This is a genomic window from Brevibacterium sp. CFH 10365 (genome assembly GCF_009299785.1).
GTDB classification, from domain to species: domain Bacteria; phylum Actinomycetota; class Actinomycetes; order Actinomycetales; family Brevibacteriaceae; genus Brevibacterium; species Brevibacterium limosum.
On sequence record NZ_VIGO01000005.1, the window covers coordinates 233,323 to 248,326 of the forward strand.

At 65.7% G+C, this 15,004-nt stretch carries 10 protein-coding genes; 6 read left to right on the top strand and 4 right to left on the bottom strand.

Annotated elements, in window-relative coordinates:
• The first annotated feature begins 56 nt into the window (after nt 1-56).
• Nucleotides 57-4,937 (top strand): NAD-glutamate dehydrogenase, encoded by a 4,881-nt coding sequence (locus FHG09_RS11850; protein ID WP_227492729.1) that lies wholly within the window; start codon nt 57-59, stop codon nt 4,935-4,937.
• A 181-nt stretch (nt 4,938-5,118) separates the two neighbouring features.
• Nucleotides 5,119-6,633 carry a sensor histidine kinase gene (locus tag FHG09_RS11855; RefSeq protein WP_152347865.1) on the top strand — a complete coding sequence of 505 codons (1,515 nt, stop codon included), beginning with the start codon at nt 5,119-5,121 and terminating at the stop codon, nt 6,631-6,633.
• 228 nt (nt 6,634-6,861) lie between these two features.
• Here FHG09_RS11855 and FHG09_RS11860 read toward each other — a convergent pair whose 3' ends face one another.
• Nucleotides 6,862-7,110, bottom strand: coding sequence for a WhiB family transcriptional regulator (locus FHG09_RS11860; protein ID WP_009374875.1), 249 nt, complete (start codon nt 7,108-7,110; stop codon nt 6,862-6,864).
• Between the two features lie 283 nt (nt 7,111-7,393).
• On the opposite strand from FHG09_RS11860, the gene FHG09_RS11865 reads away from it, so the two are divergent.
• The 4 genes from FHG09_RS11865 (at nt 7,394) to FHG09_RS11880 (ending at nt 11,180) form a co-directional block, all read left to right on the top strand.
• A complete protein-coding gene (locus FHG09_RS11865) occupies nt 7,394-7,945 on the top strand; it encodes a gamma carbonic anhydrase family protein (RefSeq protein ID WP_152347866.1) in 552 nt (183 codons plus the stop codon).
• A gap of 59 nt (nt 7,946-8,004) precedes the next feature.
• A complete protein-coding gene (locus FHG09_RS11870) occupies nt 8,005-9,429 on the top strand; it encodes an NAD(P)H-quinone dehydrogenase (protein ID WP_152347867.1) in 1,425 nt (474 codons plus the stop codon).
• Between the two features lie 132 nt (nt 9,430-9,561).
• Nucleotides 9,562-9,903, top strand: a complete 342-nt coding sequence (locus tag FHG09_RS11875) for a YciI family protein (protein ID WP_152347868.1) — start codon at nt 9,562-9,564, stop codon at nt 9,901-9,903.
• A complete protein-coding gene (locus FHG09_RS11880; RefSeq protein WP_152347869.1) occupies nt 9,903-11,180 on the top strand; it encodes an RNA polymerase sigma factor in 1,278 nt (425 codons plus the stop codon). The genes FHG09_RS11875 and FHG09_RS11880 overlap by 1 nt, the downstream gene beginning before the upstream one ends.
• Nucleotides 11,181-11,250: 70 nt before the next feature.
• On the opposite strand, the gene FHG09_RS11885 is transcribed toward FHG09_RS11880, so the two are convergent.
• The 3 genes from FHG09_RS11885 to FHG09_RS11895 all read right to left on the bottom strand — a co-directional run bounded on the left by FHG09_RS11885 (nt 11,251) and on the right by FHG09_RS11895 (nt 14,982).
• Entirely contained in the window at nt 11,251-13,062 is a 1,812-nt protein-coding gene (locus tag FHG09_RS11885; protein WP_152347870.1) for an acetyl/propionyl/methylcrotonyl-CoA carboxylase subunit alpha, read from the bottom strand.
• Between the two features lie 124 nt (nt 13,063-13,186).
• Nucleotides 13,187-13,924: a Maf family protein gene (locus tag FHG09_RS11890; protein ID WP_152347871.1), complete on the bottom strand. Its 738-nt coding sequence runs from the start codon at nt 13,922-13,924 to the stop codon at nt 13,187-13,189.
• Nucleotides 13,921-14,982 (bottom strand): SGNH/GDSL hydrolase family protein, encoded by a 1,062-nt coding sequence (locus FHG09_RS11895; protein WP_227492730.1) that lies wholly within the window; start codon nt 14,980-14,982, stop codon nt 13,921-13,923. The genes FHG09_RS11890 and FHG09_RS11895 overlap by 4 nt, the downstream gene beginning before the upstream one ends.
• Between the last annotated feature and the right edge of the window lie 22 nt (nt 14,983-15,004).

A 15,004-nucleotide genomic window follows, 5' to 3' on the forward strand; every position in this document is an offset into this window, starting at 1 on the left:
TGACGATTCGATGTCGAATCGCCGGACGAATGCTCGTTGATCATAGAGGTGACACAGTGACTCAGGTCTCAATTTCGAACGTTGCAGAAGAGTGGAGGAGGCAGAGGGGACAATCCGCCCCCGAGAACTTCCTCGACGCGTACTATCCGCGGTTCGAAACAGGGGCCAGCGACCCTGAGGCCCACGCAGCAGCGGCGGCCCGTCACTTCGCCCTCGGAACCGAATACGACGGTCAGACACCGGCGATCACGATCTACAACCCGAGTGTCGACTCCCCGGAGTTCCGCGACAACCACACGGTCATCGCCATCGTCCTGGCTGATATGCCGCACCTCGTGTCGTCGATCGTCAGCGACCTCGCCGCGAACGGCAGAGCGATCCGTCGCGTCCATCACCCGATCATCACCGTCACCGGAACCGGCCCAGGAGAGAAGATCCTCTCCCCAGCCGAGGCCCCCGCGCTCAGTGCGGAGACGGCGAGCATCCCGACCGTCTCCGAAGCCCCTGCCGGTGGCGCGGACGGGACCCCACAGCAGCAGTCCTGGATCCGCCTCGAGATCGACCGCATCTCCGAAAGCGACTTCGCCGCACTCGAAGAGCGCCTGCGCGGAGTCCTCGACTATGTGGCAGCGGCAGCCCGCGACGCCCAGGCGATGGCGGCGAAGGCCAAAGACATCGCCGCCGAGCTGAGCGCACACGCTCCGCGCCCGGAGCTGACTTCGGAAGCCGAATCCGCCGCCGCCCTGCTCACCTGGCTCGACGGTCACTTCACCTTCCTCGGCTACCGCGAGTACGACTACACCCACGATGCCGAACACAGCAGCCTCGAACCCATCGAAGACACCTCGATGGGCATCTCCGCCCTGCGCCCCCTCGTGAAGTCCCCGCTCAGCCGGGCTGTCGCCGACAAGGCGCTGGAACCGCATGTGCTGGTGCTGACGAAGGCGAACTCCCGCTCCCGCGTCATCCGGTCCTCCTTCATGGACTACATCGGCGTGAAGACCTTCGACGCAGACGGTGAGATCGTCGGCGAACGCCGTTTCGTCGGCGTGTTCAAACCCGAGTTCTACAACGACAGCGTCCTCAATATCCCGGTGATCGACCGGAAGGTCGCGAAGATCCTCTCCGCCAGCGGCTTCCCCGCCGGATCCCATTCGGCCAACGAACTCCTCGGAGTCCTGGAGAACTACCCGCGCGAAGACCTCCTGCACGAGGACACCGAGGAGATCTATGACGTCGTCATGGAGATCGTCGACATGCAGGAACGCCGGGAATCCCGCGTGTTCGTCCGCACCGACCCCTACCAGCGCTTCGTCTCCGTCATCCTCTACCTGCCGCGCGACCTCTACAACACCGACGCCCGTGTGCGCGTGCAGGAAGTGCTGCGCACGTTCTACAACGCCGAAAGCGTCGACTTCGATGTGCTGCTGAGCGAATCGGCGCTGGCCCGCATCCACTTCGTCGCCCGCGTCGCCCGTGACTCCGAACTGCCGCAGATCGGCGCCGATGAGGTCGAGGCCCGCATCGTGGGAGCCGTTCGCTCCTGGTCCGAAGACGTCCACGCGTTCCTCGTCCCCGCCGAAACCGGCGACACCGGAGCCTCGCACGCCCGGGCCGACCTGTGGTCGAAGGCGTTCCCTCCCAGCTACGGCGAACACCACACCCCCGCCGAGGCGGTCGCCGACGTCGCTCGGTTCGAGGCCCTCGATGCCGGTCACGGTCCGGCAGTGCGCCTCTACCGTCCCGAGCAGAACACGGACGCTTCCGTCCGACTCGTCCTCTACCGCCACGACCGGGTCAGCCTGTCCGAAGTCCTGCCCTTCCTCACGGCATTCGGCGCCGACGTCGTCGACGAACGCCCCCACGAACTCGACCTCGCCGACGGTTCGCACCGCTTCATCTACGACTTCGGGCTCAGCTTCTCCGAAGAATTGGCCGATGACGACTACGACCGCATCTCCGAAGCCTTTATGGCCGGCTGGCAGGGCAAGAAGGAGGCGGGAGTCTTCGACCGCCTCGTCGTCGCCGGACTCTCCTGGCAGCATGTGACGATCATCCGCGCATTGGGCAAGTATCTGCGTCAAGCCGGCTTCACCTATTCGGATGCCTACGTCGGTGAGGTCTACAGCGACAACCCGCAGATCTCGACGCTGCTCGTCGACTACTTCGTCGCCAAGTTCGATCCGGACGTCGACGAGGTCGAGCGTGAAGCCGCGATGACCGAGATCGACGAATCCATCGAATCCTCGCTCACCGAGGTGGCCAGCCTCGACGCCGACCGTGTGCTGCGCTCCTCTCTCGAGCTGCTGCGAGCGACCCTGCGCACGAACTACTACATCGACGAATCCGGTGCCCTGCCGACGGCGCTGGTGCTCAAGATCCGGCCCGATGAGCTCAGCTTCGTGCCGAAGCCGAAGCCGGCTCTCGAGATGTGGGTGTACTCCCCGCAGGTCGAAGGCGTCCATCTGCGCTTCGGCACCGTTGCGCGCGGCGGACTGCGCTGGTCGGATCGTCGTGACGATTTCCGCACCGAGGTCCTCGGCCTCGTCAAGGCGCAGATGGTCAAGAACGCCCTCATCGTGCCCACCGGCGCCAAGGGCGGGTTCTTCCCCAAGCAGCTGCCGCCGATGAGCGATCGGGACGCCTGGATGGCTGCCGGTCAGGCCGCCTACGAGGTGTTCATCGAAAGCATGCTCGAGGTCTCGGACGACCTCACCTACGGCAGCGACGACTCCAGCGTGGTCGTCCACCCCGACCGTGTCGTCCGCCACGACGGTGACGACTACTACCTCGTCGTCGCCGCCGACAAGGGCACCGCACGCTTCTCCGATGTGGCCAATGCGATCGCCGAACGTCGCGGATTCTGGCTCGGCGACGCCTTCGCCTCCGGCGGATCGGTCGGCTACGACCACAAGAAGATGGCCATCACCTCCCGCGGAGCATGGAAATCCGTCGAACGGCACTTCCGCGAACTCGGCCTCAACACCGCCGCCGAGGACTTCACAGTGGTGGGCATCGGCGATATGAGCGGCGACGTGTTCGGCAACGGAATGCTGCGCAGCGAGCACATCCGTCTCGTCGCGGCCTTCGACCATCGGGACATCTTCATCGACCCGAACCCCGATGCCGCACGCAGCTTCGTCGAACGCCAGAGGCTCTTCGACCTGCCTCGCTCGAGCTGGCAGGACTACGATCGGGAGCTCATCTCCGCCGGCGGCGGAGTCTTCTCCCGTTCGGCGAAGTCGATCGACCTCAGCCCTGAGGCCGCCTCGGTGCTCGGAGTCCAACCCGGCCGTCGCAGCCCCGCCGACCTCATGTCCGAAATCCTCAGGGCTCCTGTCGACCTCCTCTACAACGGCGGCATCGGCACGTACATCAAGTCCTCGAATGAGAGCCACGCCGATGTCGGCGACAAATCCAACGACGCCATCCGGATCGACGGCGCCGAGGTCCGGGCACGGGTCGTCGGCGAGGGCGGCAACCTCGGTGTCACCCAGCTGGGACGCGTCGAGGCTGCGCTGGGCGGCGTCGAGATCAACACCGATGCCGTCGACAACTCGGCCGGCGTCGACAGTTCCGACCACGAGGTCAACATCAAACTGCTCCTGCGCACCCTGCTGCACAAGGGTGCCTTCGCCGCCGAAGAGCGTGAACAGGTGCTCCACTCGTTCACCGATCAGGTCGCCGATCGAGTGCTGGCGAACAACTATTCGCAGAACGTCGTCCTCGGTGAGGCCAGAGCCCAGACCGAATCGATGTCCGGCACCTACGGTCGGATGCTGAACTACCTGGAGAAGCACGCCGACCTCGATCGTGGCGTCGAGTTCCTGCCGAACGCGGACGAACTGGCCAAACGCGAATTCAGCTACTACGTGTCACCAGAACTCGCCGTGCTGCTGGCCTATGTGAAGATGCACGCCGCCGATGAGATCCTCGACAGCGCCGTGCCCGATGAGACGTGGATGCGTCGGGAACTCGTGTCCTACTTCCCGGAGACACTGCAGGAGAAATATGGGGAGCTCATCCCCGAACACCCGCTGCACCGGGAGATCGCGACGGCGAAGCTCGTCAACCGCCTCGTCGACCGCGGCGGACTGACCTACATCTACCGGATGCTGGAGGAGACCCCGGCCTCGGTGCCGCAGATCGCGCGCGTATTCGTCGTGGTCTCGGAGATCTTCGGTCTCGACGACTTCTTCGCATCGGTGTGCGCCCTGGACAACCAGGTGCCGACCGAGGTGCAGGTGAAGCTCCAGCACGACTATGTGCGTGTGCTCGACCGTTCCTCACGCTGGCTCGTGCAGCAGGCGCCGGACAGCCTCGACGTCGATTCCGGCATCGAGATGTACGGCAAGGTCGTCGAGGCTCTGCGCTCCAGGGTCCCGGAACTCGTCGACGGCTACGACGCGGAGACCATGCAGGCGAAGGCTCAGAGCTACATCGACGAAGGTGTCCCGAGCGAACTCGCATGGCGGTCCGCGGCTCTGCTCGATGAGTTCGTGCTGCTGGACATCACCCAGCTGGCGGCCCGCGCGAACGAATCCGCCGAGGATGTCGCAGAGGTCTACTACGCGGTGAACGAACGCTTCTCCGGTTCGCAGATCCTCACCCTCATCGGCGAACTCGACCGCAGCGACCGGTGGTCGGCTCTGGCCCGCGGATCCATGCGTGACGAGTACTACGCGGCGATCCTGTCGGTGACCGGAACGGTCCTGGCCGCCACGGATTCGCCGATCTCCGGCACCCCGGACGAGCGGGCGAAGCAGCGGCTGGCCGAATGGCTCGAACGCAACGAGACGGTCGTGGGCCGGGTGCTCGAGACGACGGAGACGATCCTCGGACTCGACACCGTCACCCAGGCGCCGCTGTCGGTGCTGCTGCGCTCGCTGCGGTCGATGGTCCGCTCCTCGACCTGGGAAAGCGAACACAACAGCTGAGCCGACTCAGGTCGCGGTCGCGATCGGGTCGTCGTCCGTGTTCGGCGAGTCAGCCGGGACCGGTCGGACGGCGCCGCCGGGTCCGTCCGCACGCCGATTAAGTGGTAGCGTCTGAACATCGACTTTTCAGCAGATCCGAGGGGAACCCGGGTCTGCTGATCTCACCTGGGAGGAACGAATCGTGCTCAACGAACTGCTGGCGGCCGAGGGCCTCACGGATGAGTCAGACGTCGAACGCATCCATCTGCTCGTCGGGGACTGGCAGCTGCTGGCCGATCTCTCGTTCGCCGACCTCGTCCTGTGGGTGCCGTCGCTCAGCGGTGCCTACACGGTGCTCGCCCATGCGCGATCGACGACCGGGGCGACACTGTTCAACCGGGACCTGATCGGGGCTCGAGCGACCGGCCTGGAGAAGGAGCTGCTCGACCAGGCCAGCACCACCCGCAGCTATGTCACCCACGTCGCAGCGGCCCACGAAATGGGCATCAGCGCCGGATCCTCCGATGTCGACATCCTCGCCGAGACGGTGCCGATCCTCCGCAATGGTGAGGCCATCGCCCTCGTCGTCAGGTACTCGGAAGAGGTCCGCCGCAGAGGGTCATCGCGGCTGGAGAAGTTCTACCGCGAAACGGCGATGGCGCTGATGCGGATGATCGTGCAGGGCACCTTCCCCGACCGTGACGCCCCGTCCGGAGCCCGGCACGGCGAACCGCGGGTCGGTGACGGCATCTTCATCCTCGATCGCGATTCGCATGTCCAATATGCCTCTCCGAACGCCGTATCGCTGATGCATCGTCTCGGCTACGGCGGAGAGATCGAAGGCAGCTACCTCTCCGAGGTGGTCTCGAGCCTCGGCGCCGAGCTGCGTCAGGTCGACGAGACTCTCCCGCTGGTACTCACGGGACGTGCTCCGTGGCGGACCGAACTCGAAGTCGGGCGCACGAGTGTGTCCCTGCGAGCGATCCCGCTGACGGATGAGGGGGAGCGGATCGGTGCGATCGTGCTCGCTCGCGACGTCTCCGAGATCCGCCGCCGCAAACGGGAGCTGCTCTCCCGCGACGCGATGATCAAAGAGATGCACCACAGGGTGAAGAACAACCTGCAGACCGTCTCTGCCCTGCTGCGACTGCAGACCCGTCGCATCGACAGTCCCGAGGCCAAGAGCGCCCTGACCGAGGCGATGCGCCGAGTCTCGATCATCGCCGTGGTCCACGATGTGCTCAGCCAAGGCGTCGAATCGGAAGTGGACTTCGACGAAGTCGTCGACAAGGGTCTGCGTCTGACACCCGAGCTGACCAGCCCACTGGTGCACATCGAACTCAAACGATGCGGAAGCTTCGGCACCATCTCCTCCGCCGATGCCACCTCCTTGGCCCTGGCGATCACGGAGCTGATAACGAATGCGATCGAGCACGGATTCCCCACCGAGAACCTCGAAGGCTTGGAACCGGGGGAGACGCTCAACGGCCATGTGTGGGTGACTCCCGAACGCGATGGAGACCATCTGAGCGTGACGATCGCCGATGACGGCATCGGGCTGGGGGAGACGCAGAACCCGGGCAATGGACTCGGCACGCAGATCGTGCGCACCTTGGTCTCGGCCGACCTGGCCGGTTCGATCCAATGGCAGCCCCGAGAAGGCGGCGGAACCGTCGCCGTCCTCGACGTGCCGCTGCGTCCGGACTCCTACGACTGAGCGCCACCGGCCCGGCTGTGCGTCCGGCGATGCGATCGACTGAGCCGTCGCGACCGCTGCCCGTCATCGCCCGAGCATCGGCAACGCGCGGATACGACTGAGTCCCTTGTTCTGACGACGATCATTCGCCGTCGGGACAAGGGACTCAGGCGGTGGTGCAGGTGTCTTTCGATGGTTCGGATACAGCTTCGGCAGTTCAGGGGACTGGCCGCCCCGGCTGCCGGCGGTTCAGCCGGCGCGGCGGGCGCGAGCGGCGCGACGCTTGAGAGCGCGACGCTCGTCTTCGCTCAGACCGCCCCAGACTCCCGCATCCTGACCGGACTCGAGAGCCCACTGAAGGCAGGTCTCTGCAACTTCACAGCGGCGACAGACAGTCTTTGCTTCCTCAATCTGGAGCAGCGCGGGTCCGGTGTTGCCGATCGGGAAGAAGAGCTCCGGATCCTCATTGAGGCATGCTGCACGGTGTCGCCAATCCATGGTGACCTTTCGACGAATTCAGTGAACGCGGTTGATCACGCCCGAATTCCGGGCGTGCAACTCTCACAGTCAAGGTTCACATAACGCAATTGGGCGCACAAGGGTCCGGCAGTGTGAAATTTCTGACAAGAATTTTTCCCATTGTCCTGCTATGAGGGCGATCGCGCAAATCGGTCCGCGATTCGTCCTTTCGGCCCTGCCGGAGCGTCTCCGCTTAGACTGGCAGGCACATGCAGACAGCAGGTGAATGCACGCAGACATCTCGTGAACCAATGGAGGACTCATGACCAACGATCTCGCCAGCCCCCGCATCGTCTCCGTCGGCGGCCACACCCCGCAGGTCGATCCCGGGGCGTTCGTCGCAGCCGGGGCGACCCTCGTCGGAGATGTGCACGTGAAGAAGGGCGCCAGCGTCTTCTACGGATGCGTTCTGCGCGCCGAGGCCGCCCCGATCACGATCGGTGAGGATTCGAATGTGCAGGACAACACCGTCATGCACACCGACGCCGGCAAACCCGTCGTGATCGGCGCCCGGGTCTCGATCGGCCACCAGGCTCTCGTCCACGGCGCCGTCGTCGACGACGATGTGCTCATCGGAATGCACTCCACCGTGCTCAACGACGCCCATGTCGGCAGCGAGTCCCTGATCGCCGCCGGCGCCGTCGTCCTCGAAGGCACGCAGATCCCCGCTCGGTCGCTGGTCGCCGGTGTTCCCGCGAAGGTGCGCCGAGAGATGACCGACGAGGGAGTGGAGAAGGTCCGGCAGAACGCACAGTCCTATGTGCACCTGTCGAACCTGCACAAGGACACCGCCGAGGTGGTCGATCCGAGCTGATCGGATCACTGCTCCGGGGGCCGTTCGCAAGCATCGTGGCGATTTGAGACAATCTGAGTGTGAACACTGAATTTGATTCCACTGCAGATCGCGTCGTCATCATCGGCGGCGGCCCCGGCGGCTACGAAGCCGCGCTCGTCGCGGCTCAGCTCGGTGCCGATGTCATGCTCATCGAGCAGAACCGGTGTGGTGGTTCCGCCGTGCTCACCGATGTCGTGCCGTCGAAATCGCTCATCGCCACGGCCGAGATGATGGATGAGATCGAACGCTCCGACGGGCTCGGGATCCGGATCGAGAGCGACGACGACAACGGAACCGACACGCGCCGTGTCACCGCCGACCTCGAAGCGGTTAACAAGCGCATCCTGGCGCTGGCCGACGCTCAGGCCAACGACATCTACGAAGGCCTCATCCGCGCCGGTGTCAAAGCCATCCAGGGCAAGGCGACTCTGGCCGGTCGCGACCAGGTCCACGTCGTCGAATCCGGCGGCACCGAATACACGCTCGAAGCCTCGACGATCCTGCTCTCCGTCGGCGCGCACCCGCGTGAGCTGCCCACCGCGCAGCCCGACGGTGAGCGCATCCTCACCTGGACCCAGCTCTACGACCTCGATGAGCTGCCCGAACACCTCATCGTCGTCGGCTCCGGTGTCACCGGTGCCGAGTTCGCGTCGGCCTACCGCGCCGTGGGCACCGAGGTCACCCTGGTGTCCTCGCGTGAGAAGGTTCTGCCCGGCCAGGACGAGGACGCAGCAGATGTGCTCGAATTCGTCTTCCGCAACAAGGGCATGAACGTCCTCTCCCGCTCGCGCGCCGCCTCGGTGGCCCGCACCGACGACGGAGTCGAAGTTGTGCTCGCCGACGGTCGCCGCGTCGAAGGATCTCACTGCCTCATGGCCGTCGGTTCGATTCCGAACACCGAAGGTCTCGGCCTCGAGAAGGCGGGTGTGCGGGTCAGCGAATCCGGACATATCGTCGTCGACGGGGTGTCGCGGACCTCACGGGCCGGAATCTATGCGGCCGGTGACTGCACCGGTGTGCTGCCTCTGGCCTCGGTGGCTGCGATGCAGGGTCGGATCGCGATGAACCATGCGCTCGGCGACGCCGTGCAGCCGCTCAAGCTGCGCAATGTCGCCTCGAACGTGTTCACCGCACCCGAGATCGCCACTGTCGGCTTCACTCAGCAGAACTACCGCGAGAACCCGACGGACATCGACACCGTGATGCTGCCGTTGGACACGAACCCGCGTGCCAAGATGCTCGGCATCGAAGACGGCTTCGTCAAGATCTTCGCCCGCCGCGGGTCCGGCTCCATCCTCGGCGGCGTCGTCGTCGGCCCCCGGGCCAGCGAGCTCATCCTGCCGATCACGATGGCCGTGGAGAACCGGCTCACGGTCGATCAGCTCTCCGCATCCTTCGTCGTCTACCCCTCGGTGAGCGGTTCGCTGACCGAGGCGGCACGGAAGCTCCACCGCCACCTCTGAACCCGGAGACAGCTCGGAGCTTCGGGGTCGCAGAGAATTGTTTCTGCCCAGCTGTCGATCTTCTCGCTCTTCGACCGTCATCATGGTGTCAGGCCGCCCGGCATGGCATGAGGAACGACGGAGGAGATCGACATGAAGTACGCACTTCTGCTCATGGGACACACGGAGGACCCCGACTGCGGTGAGGACGGCGGCGCGGATCCCAGCGAGTTCATGGCATTCGACAAGGAGATCAGCGAGGCGGGGGTCGTCGTCGGCGGCTTCGCCCTCGAGGGACCCGAGCTCGGCGTCCGGGTCAGCGAATCAGGCGGCGAGTCGCTCGTCACCTCCGGGCCGTTCGCCGAATCCAACGAGTTCGTCGGCGGCAGCTACGTCATCGAGGTCGCCGACATCGACGAGGCGATCGCCTGGGCGAAGAAGAGCCCCGGAGCGAAATCCGGACACATCGAGATCCGTCCGGTGGCCGACTACTGATGGATCCCGATCATGACGCGGCCGCCCGTATCCTCAGCGCCATCGGCGCCGAGGACTTCGGGCGGCTGCTCGCCTCGCTGGTCACCCGATTCCATGACTTCGACCTCGCCGAGGAGGCCCTCCACGATGCCGTGCTCCGCGCGGTCGAGACGTGGCCGGGTCGGGGTGTCCCGGAGCGTCCGCAGGCATGGCTGATGGCCACGGCGAAGAACCGCGCCATCGATCTCATCCGCGCCGACGACGTGCGCACTCGGCACCTCGCTCGACTGCGCATCGAGGACGAGCTGCGACCGGGAGACCACGACGACCATGCAGTGCGCCTCGGCGAGGAGATGGACGCCGCGGACATACCCGACGAACGTCTCGGACTGTTCTTCACCTGCTCGCACCCGACCCTGCGCGAGGACGAACGCATCGTCCTCATCCTGCGCTTCCTCTCGGGACTGACCACCGCCGAGGTGGCAGCCGGCTTCCTCGTCGAGACCGCGACGATGCAGCAGCGGATCGTCCGCGCCAAACAGCGGATCCTCAAGACCGGGATCCCCTTCGGTCGCCCCTCACCCGATGAGCTCAGCGACCGGCTGCCCGGAGTGCTTCGCGTCCTCTCCCTCATCTTCACCCAGGGGATGAATGCAACCGCCGGCCCCACCCATACCCGCGTGGATCTGCAGGAGGAGTCGATCGGACTGACCAGACTGCTGGTCGGTCTTCTGCCGGAGGAGACCGAAGCTCGTGGCCTGCTGGCTCTGCTCCTGCTCACTCGGGCACGCGACCGCGCTCGGGTGATGCCCGACGGGCAGCCCGTGCCGCTGGCTGACCAGGACCGCAGCCTGTGGGATTCCCGTCTCATCGCCGAGGGGACCGGACTCGTCGATGCGGCCGCCGGAGAACCGGGAGCCGGCGCGTATACCATCCAGGCGGCGATCGCAGCCCTGCACGCCGACGCCGCGAGGTTCGCCGACACGGACTGGAGGCAGATCCTCGCGCTCTATCGGATGCTCTCCGACCTCGACCCATCGCCGGTCGTCGCTCTCAATGCCGCGATCGCCCTCGGCAAGGTCTCAGGGCCCGATGCGGCGATGAACGCCCTGGACGAGCTGGCCGACAAGCCGCAGCTGCTGCGGCACAGGCCCTACCACATCGCAAGGGCGATCACCCTCGGCGAACTCGGCCGCACTGCCGAAGCCGAGGACGCCTATGTGGCGGGTCTGGAATGCCCCGGCAATGACGCCGAGTCCGAATACATCACTGCCCGGATCACCGATCTTCGACGGTGACCCGGGCAGGAAGGCTATGAGCTCGGCTCCTGTTCGGCGCGAAGCGACCGGCGGCAGGCGGCAGTTCGGCTCAGGCGGCGAAGCGGATGATCGCCTCACCGGACTTCACCGAGGCACCCGCATCGACGAGCACCTCGGAGACGGTGCCCGAGTGACCGGCCTTGAGCGGCTGCTCCATCTTCATCGCTTCGATGACGGCGAGAGTATCACCGGCTTCGACGGTGTCACCGGGGTTGACGGCGACCGAGACGATGGTGCCCTGCATGGGAGCGTTGACCGCGTTCGAGTCGTCGGCGATCTTCGCACCCTTGCGGCTGCTGAGCCCGCGCTTGCGCCGCGGCACACTGGGGCTGGGAACATGACCGAGGTCGGAGATGACGTCCTTGGGGACCGAAACGGTCATCCGGCGACCATCGACCTCGACCACAACACTGAAGCTGTCGGCTGCAGTACTCATCTGTTCTCCTAGTTGTGGATCGGCAAGCGGATTGACGAAAGCGGTTTCGAGCCAGTTGGTCCAGACCTTGAAGTCGGTGGCGAACGCCTGCTCGTTGACGAGCACACGATGCAGCGGCAGCAGCGTCGAGACTCCCTCGATGCGGTATTCGGCCAGAGCCCGGCGGGCTCTGGCCAGAGCCTCGTCACGGGTGGCACCGGTGACGACGAGTTTGGCCATCATCGGATCGAAGTCCGTGCCGACGACACTGCCTTCGCCGATGCCCGAGTCCAGACGCACACCGGGACCCGAAGGCGCACGGTAGTTCTTCACCGCACCGGTGGCGGGGAAGAACGTCGTTGGGTCTTCGGCGTTGATGCGGAACTGGAAGGAGTGTCCGCGAACGGCGGGGAACTCATCGGGCAGAGCCTCACCCGAGGCGATGCGCACCTGCCAGCCGACGAGGTCGACTCCGGTGATCTCCTCGGTGACGGTGTGCTCGACCTGGATGCGCGCGTTGGCTTCCATGAAGATGATGGTGCCGTCTTCGCCGAGGAGGAACTCACAGGTTGCGGCACCGACGTAGCCGACGTGGGCGAGCAGACGGGCCGAGGCCTCGGAGACGATGCGCTCCTGCCCAGCAGTGAGGAACGGAGCGGGCGCCTCCTCGATGATCTTCTGATTGCGGCGCTGCAGAGTGCAGTCACGCGTCGACACGATCCGCACATTGCCGTGGGCATCGGCCAGACACTGGGTCTCGAGGTGACGGGGACGCACGATCTGCTTCTCGATGAGGCACTCACCTCGACCGAAGGCGCTCTGCGCCTCACGGGTCGCCGCAGTATAGGCGGCCTCGAGGTCCGCGGCGGAAGCACAGGCACGGAAACCGCGTCCGCCGCCCCCATGGACGGCCTTGACGACGACGGGGAAGCCGATCCGGTCGGCCACCTCGGCGGCCTCTGTCAGATCGGCCACGGCGCCATCGGAACCGGGCGCGACCGGAGCATCGACGGCCTCGGCGACGGCACGGGCTCCCGACTTGTCTCCGAGCAGCTCGATCGCAGCCGGGGGAGGACCGACCCAGATCAGCCCGGCATCGATGACGGCCTGTGCGAACTGCGCGTTCTCGGCCATATAGCCGTAGCCGGGATGGATGGCATCGGCACCGGAGCGCTTGGCCAAAGCGAGGATCTTCTCGATGTCGAGGTACGTCTCCCCGGCCCCGGCACCATCCAACAGCCACGCGTCATCGGCGAGCTCGACGAAGTCGGCATCGGAATCGGCGCGGGTGTACACGGCGACGGCCCTGATGCCGAGGTCGTGGGCGGCCCGGATGATGCGCAGAGCGATCTCACCGCGGTTGGCGATGAGGACTCGGCGGACGGCCCCGGTCGGAACAGTGGTGCTCAGATCCGAGGTCGTGGAGTCGGGGAGGACTGTGGTCATGGTGCTCCTTTGTATGATCACAGAACAATTTAGAGAACAGCACCAAGGGTTTGTAGAACAGCGATAAAAAATTGGGACGAGAACTTCAATGTGCTCGGGCGTGTCTATCGGACCTGGACCGAGTCTAGCGCTCGAGAGCCCACAGATCGGGCCAGAACAGGCCCATATCGGTGACCAATTCGCGCACCACGGGCAGGCTGAGGCCGAGCACGGTGAGATGGTCGCCGTCGAGCCGGTCGACGAAGGCCCCGCCGAATCCGTCGATCGTCAGCGCCCCGGCCACCTGGAAGGGCTCTTCGGTGGCGATGTACGCCTCGAGCTCCTGTGGACTGGGTGAGCCGATGAGCACCGAGGTCGTCGACCGCTTCGAGCGCAGAGCGCTGAGTTCGAATCGCGTTGAATCGCCGCGATCGGCTCTCTCGGCAGCGCCGGTGCGGTCGTCAGCTGCCGGGCGACCGGGTGCGCCGATCGCGTGCCGCGTCCGTGTGAGCACGGCGACCGTATGACCCGAATGCAGCTGAGTCCACTGTCCGGCGATCTCCGACCACACAGCGCGAGTGCGTTCGGCCGTACCAGGTTTGCCGATGGCTCGGTCGTCGAATTCGAGGAGGGAGTCTCCGGCGATGACGACGACGGTCTCCGCGCCGTGAAGAGCTGGGGGAGTGGAAGCGATCATTCGGTCGATGACTGCATGGGCCTTGGCCTCCGACAACGCCGTGGTGAGATCGCCGACGGAGCCGGTGAACTCGTCCTCGATGGCGCGTTCGTCGACCGCGGAGACGATGATGACCGGGTCGATCCCGCCGGCTTGGAGGATCTGGCGACGGGAAGGAGACTGTGAGGCGAGGACCACGGGGATCATGAGACGGCCTCCGACGGATTCGGAGCCTGGTCGCGCGTGTCGTCCTGCGTCGTGACGCCTGCTTCGACAGCCACAGGCTGTTCGGGAGGCTGTTCGACATCGGGCTGCGTATCGGCACCGGACTGCGCATCGGCACTCGATTCGTCCTCGGCGACAGACTGAGCCTCAGCGCCGGGAACGAGCTCGTCGCGGCGGGCGGTCTCACCCTTCTCCGGGATATCGAGGCTGCGGTCGACGATGACGGGAGCGTCGATGCGTTCGGCGATTGCGGACAGCAGGGTCGAGGACAGCTGCGCATAGCCGAGTTCGCTGGGGAACCGACCCGAGCCGTTGAGCAGCGACCGGCGTGTCGTGCCGCTGAGTGATCCCGTCGATCGCAGCGGAACCGCGCGTGCGGCGAGAGCGGCCAGCCACTGAGAACCGGCGAGGACCCGGGAGGTCCGACGCAGGGACGTCTTGAGCGGATCGCGCAGCCCGGGCAGACCGCCGAGGTTGGGGCAGACGAGGACGAACACGCTGTATCGGCCCTCCCGCTGGAGCCTGTTGATGGCCTGGTTGAGCACGGGAACGCCGATGGTCGCCTGGATCGGATGAATGATGTCGCCGGTGCCGATCGAGATGATCGCAAACCGACGGTCTTCGCTCCACCGGTCCGAGAGCTGACGGGAGAGCCAGGGGGAACGCAGGACTTCGTCGACCTGCCGATGCAGATCATCCGACAGCGCCGAAGGCCGCGCGGTGGTCTGGACCCGCACAGTGGTGCCGAGCATTCGTGCCAAGCCGCGGCCGATGAGAGTGGGAGGTGCCTGCTCCGGGTCGACGTCGACCCCGCACAGCCAGGAGTCGCCGATGATGGCCAGCGCCGCGGAGTCGTCATCGTCGTTATCACGTGGGGCGGCGATCGCCTCGGTGAGGGTGGAACAGCGACGATTCTTGTCGTCGTCGAAGGAGCGACGCAGCGATCCTGCCTGGTGGCGGAGCAGGCCCGCGGCCGAGGCACCGGCGCCGACGACTGTGGCTCCCATGGTCGCCAGCGTATAGATCAAGCGTCTTCCCACTGTTTTCCCTCCTCCGGCGTCA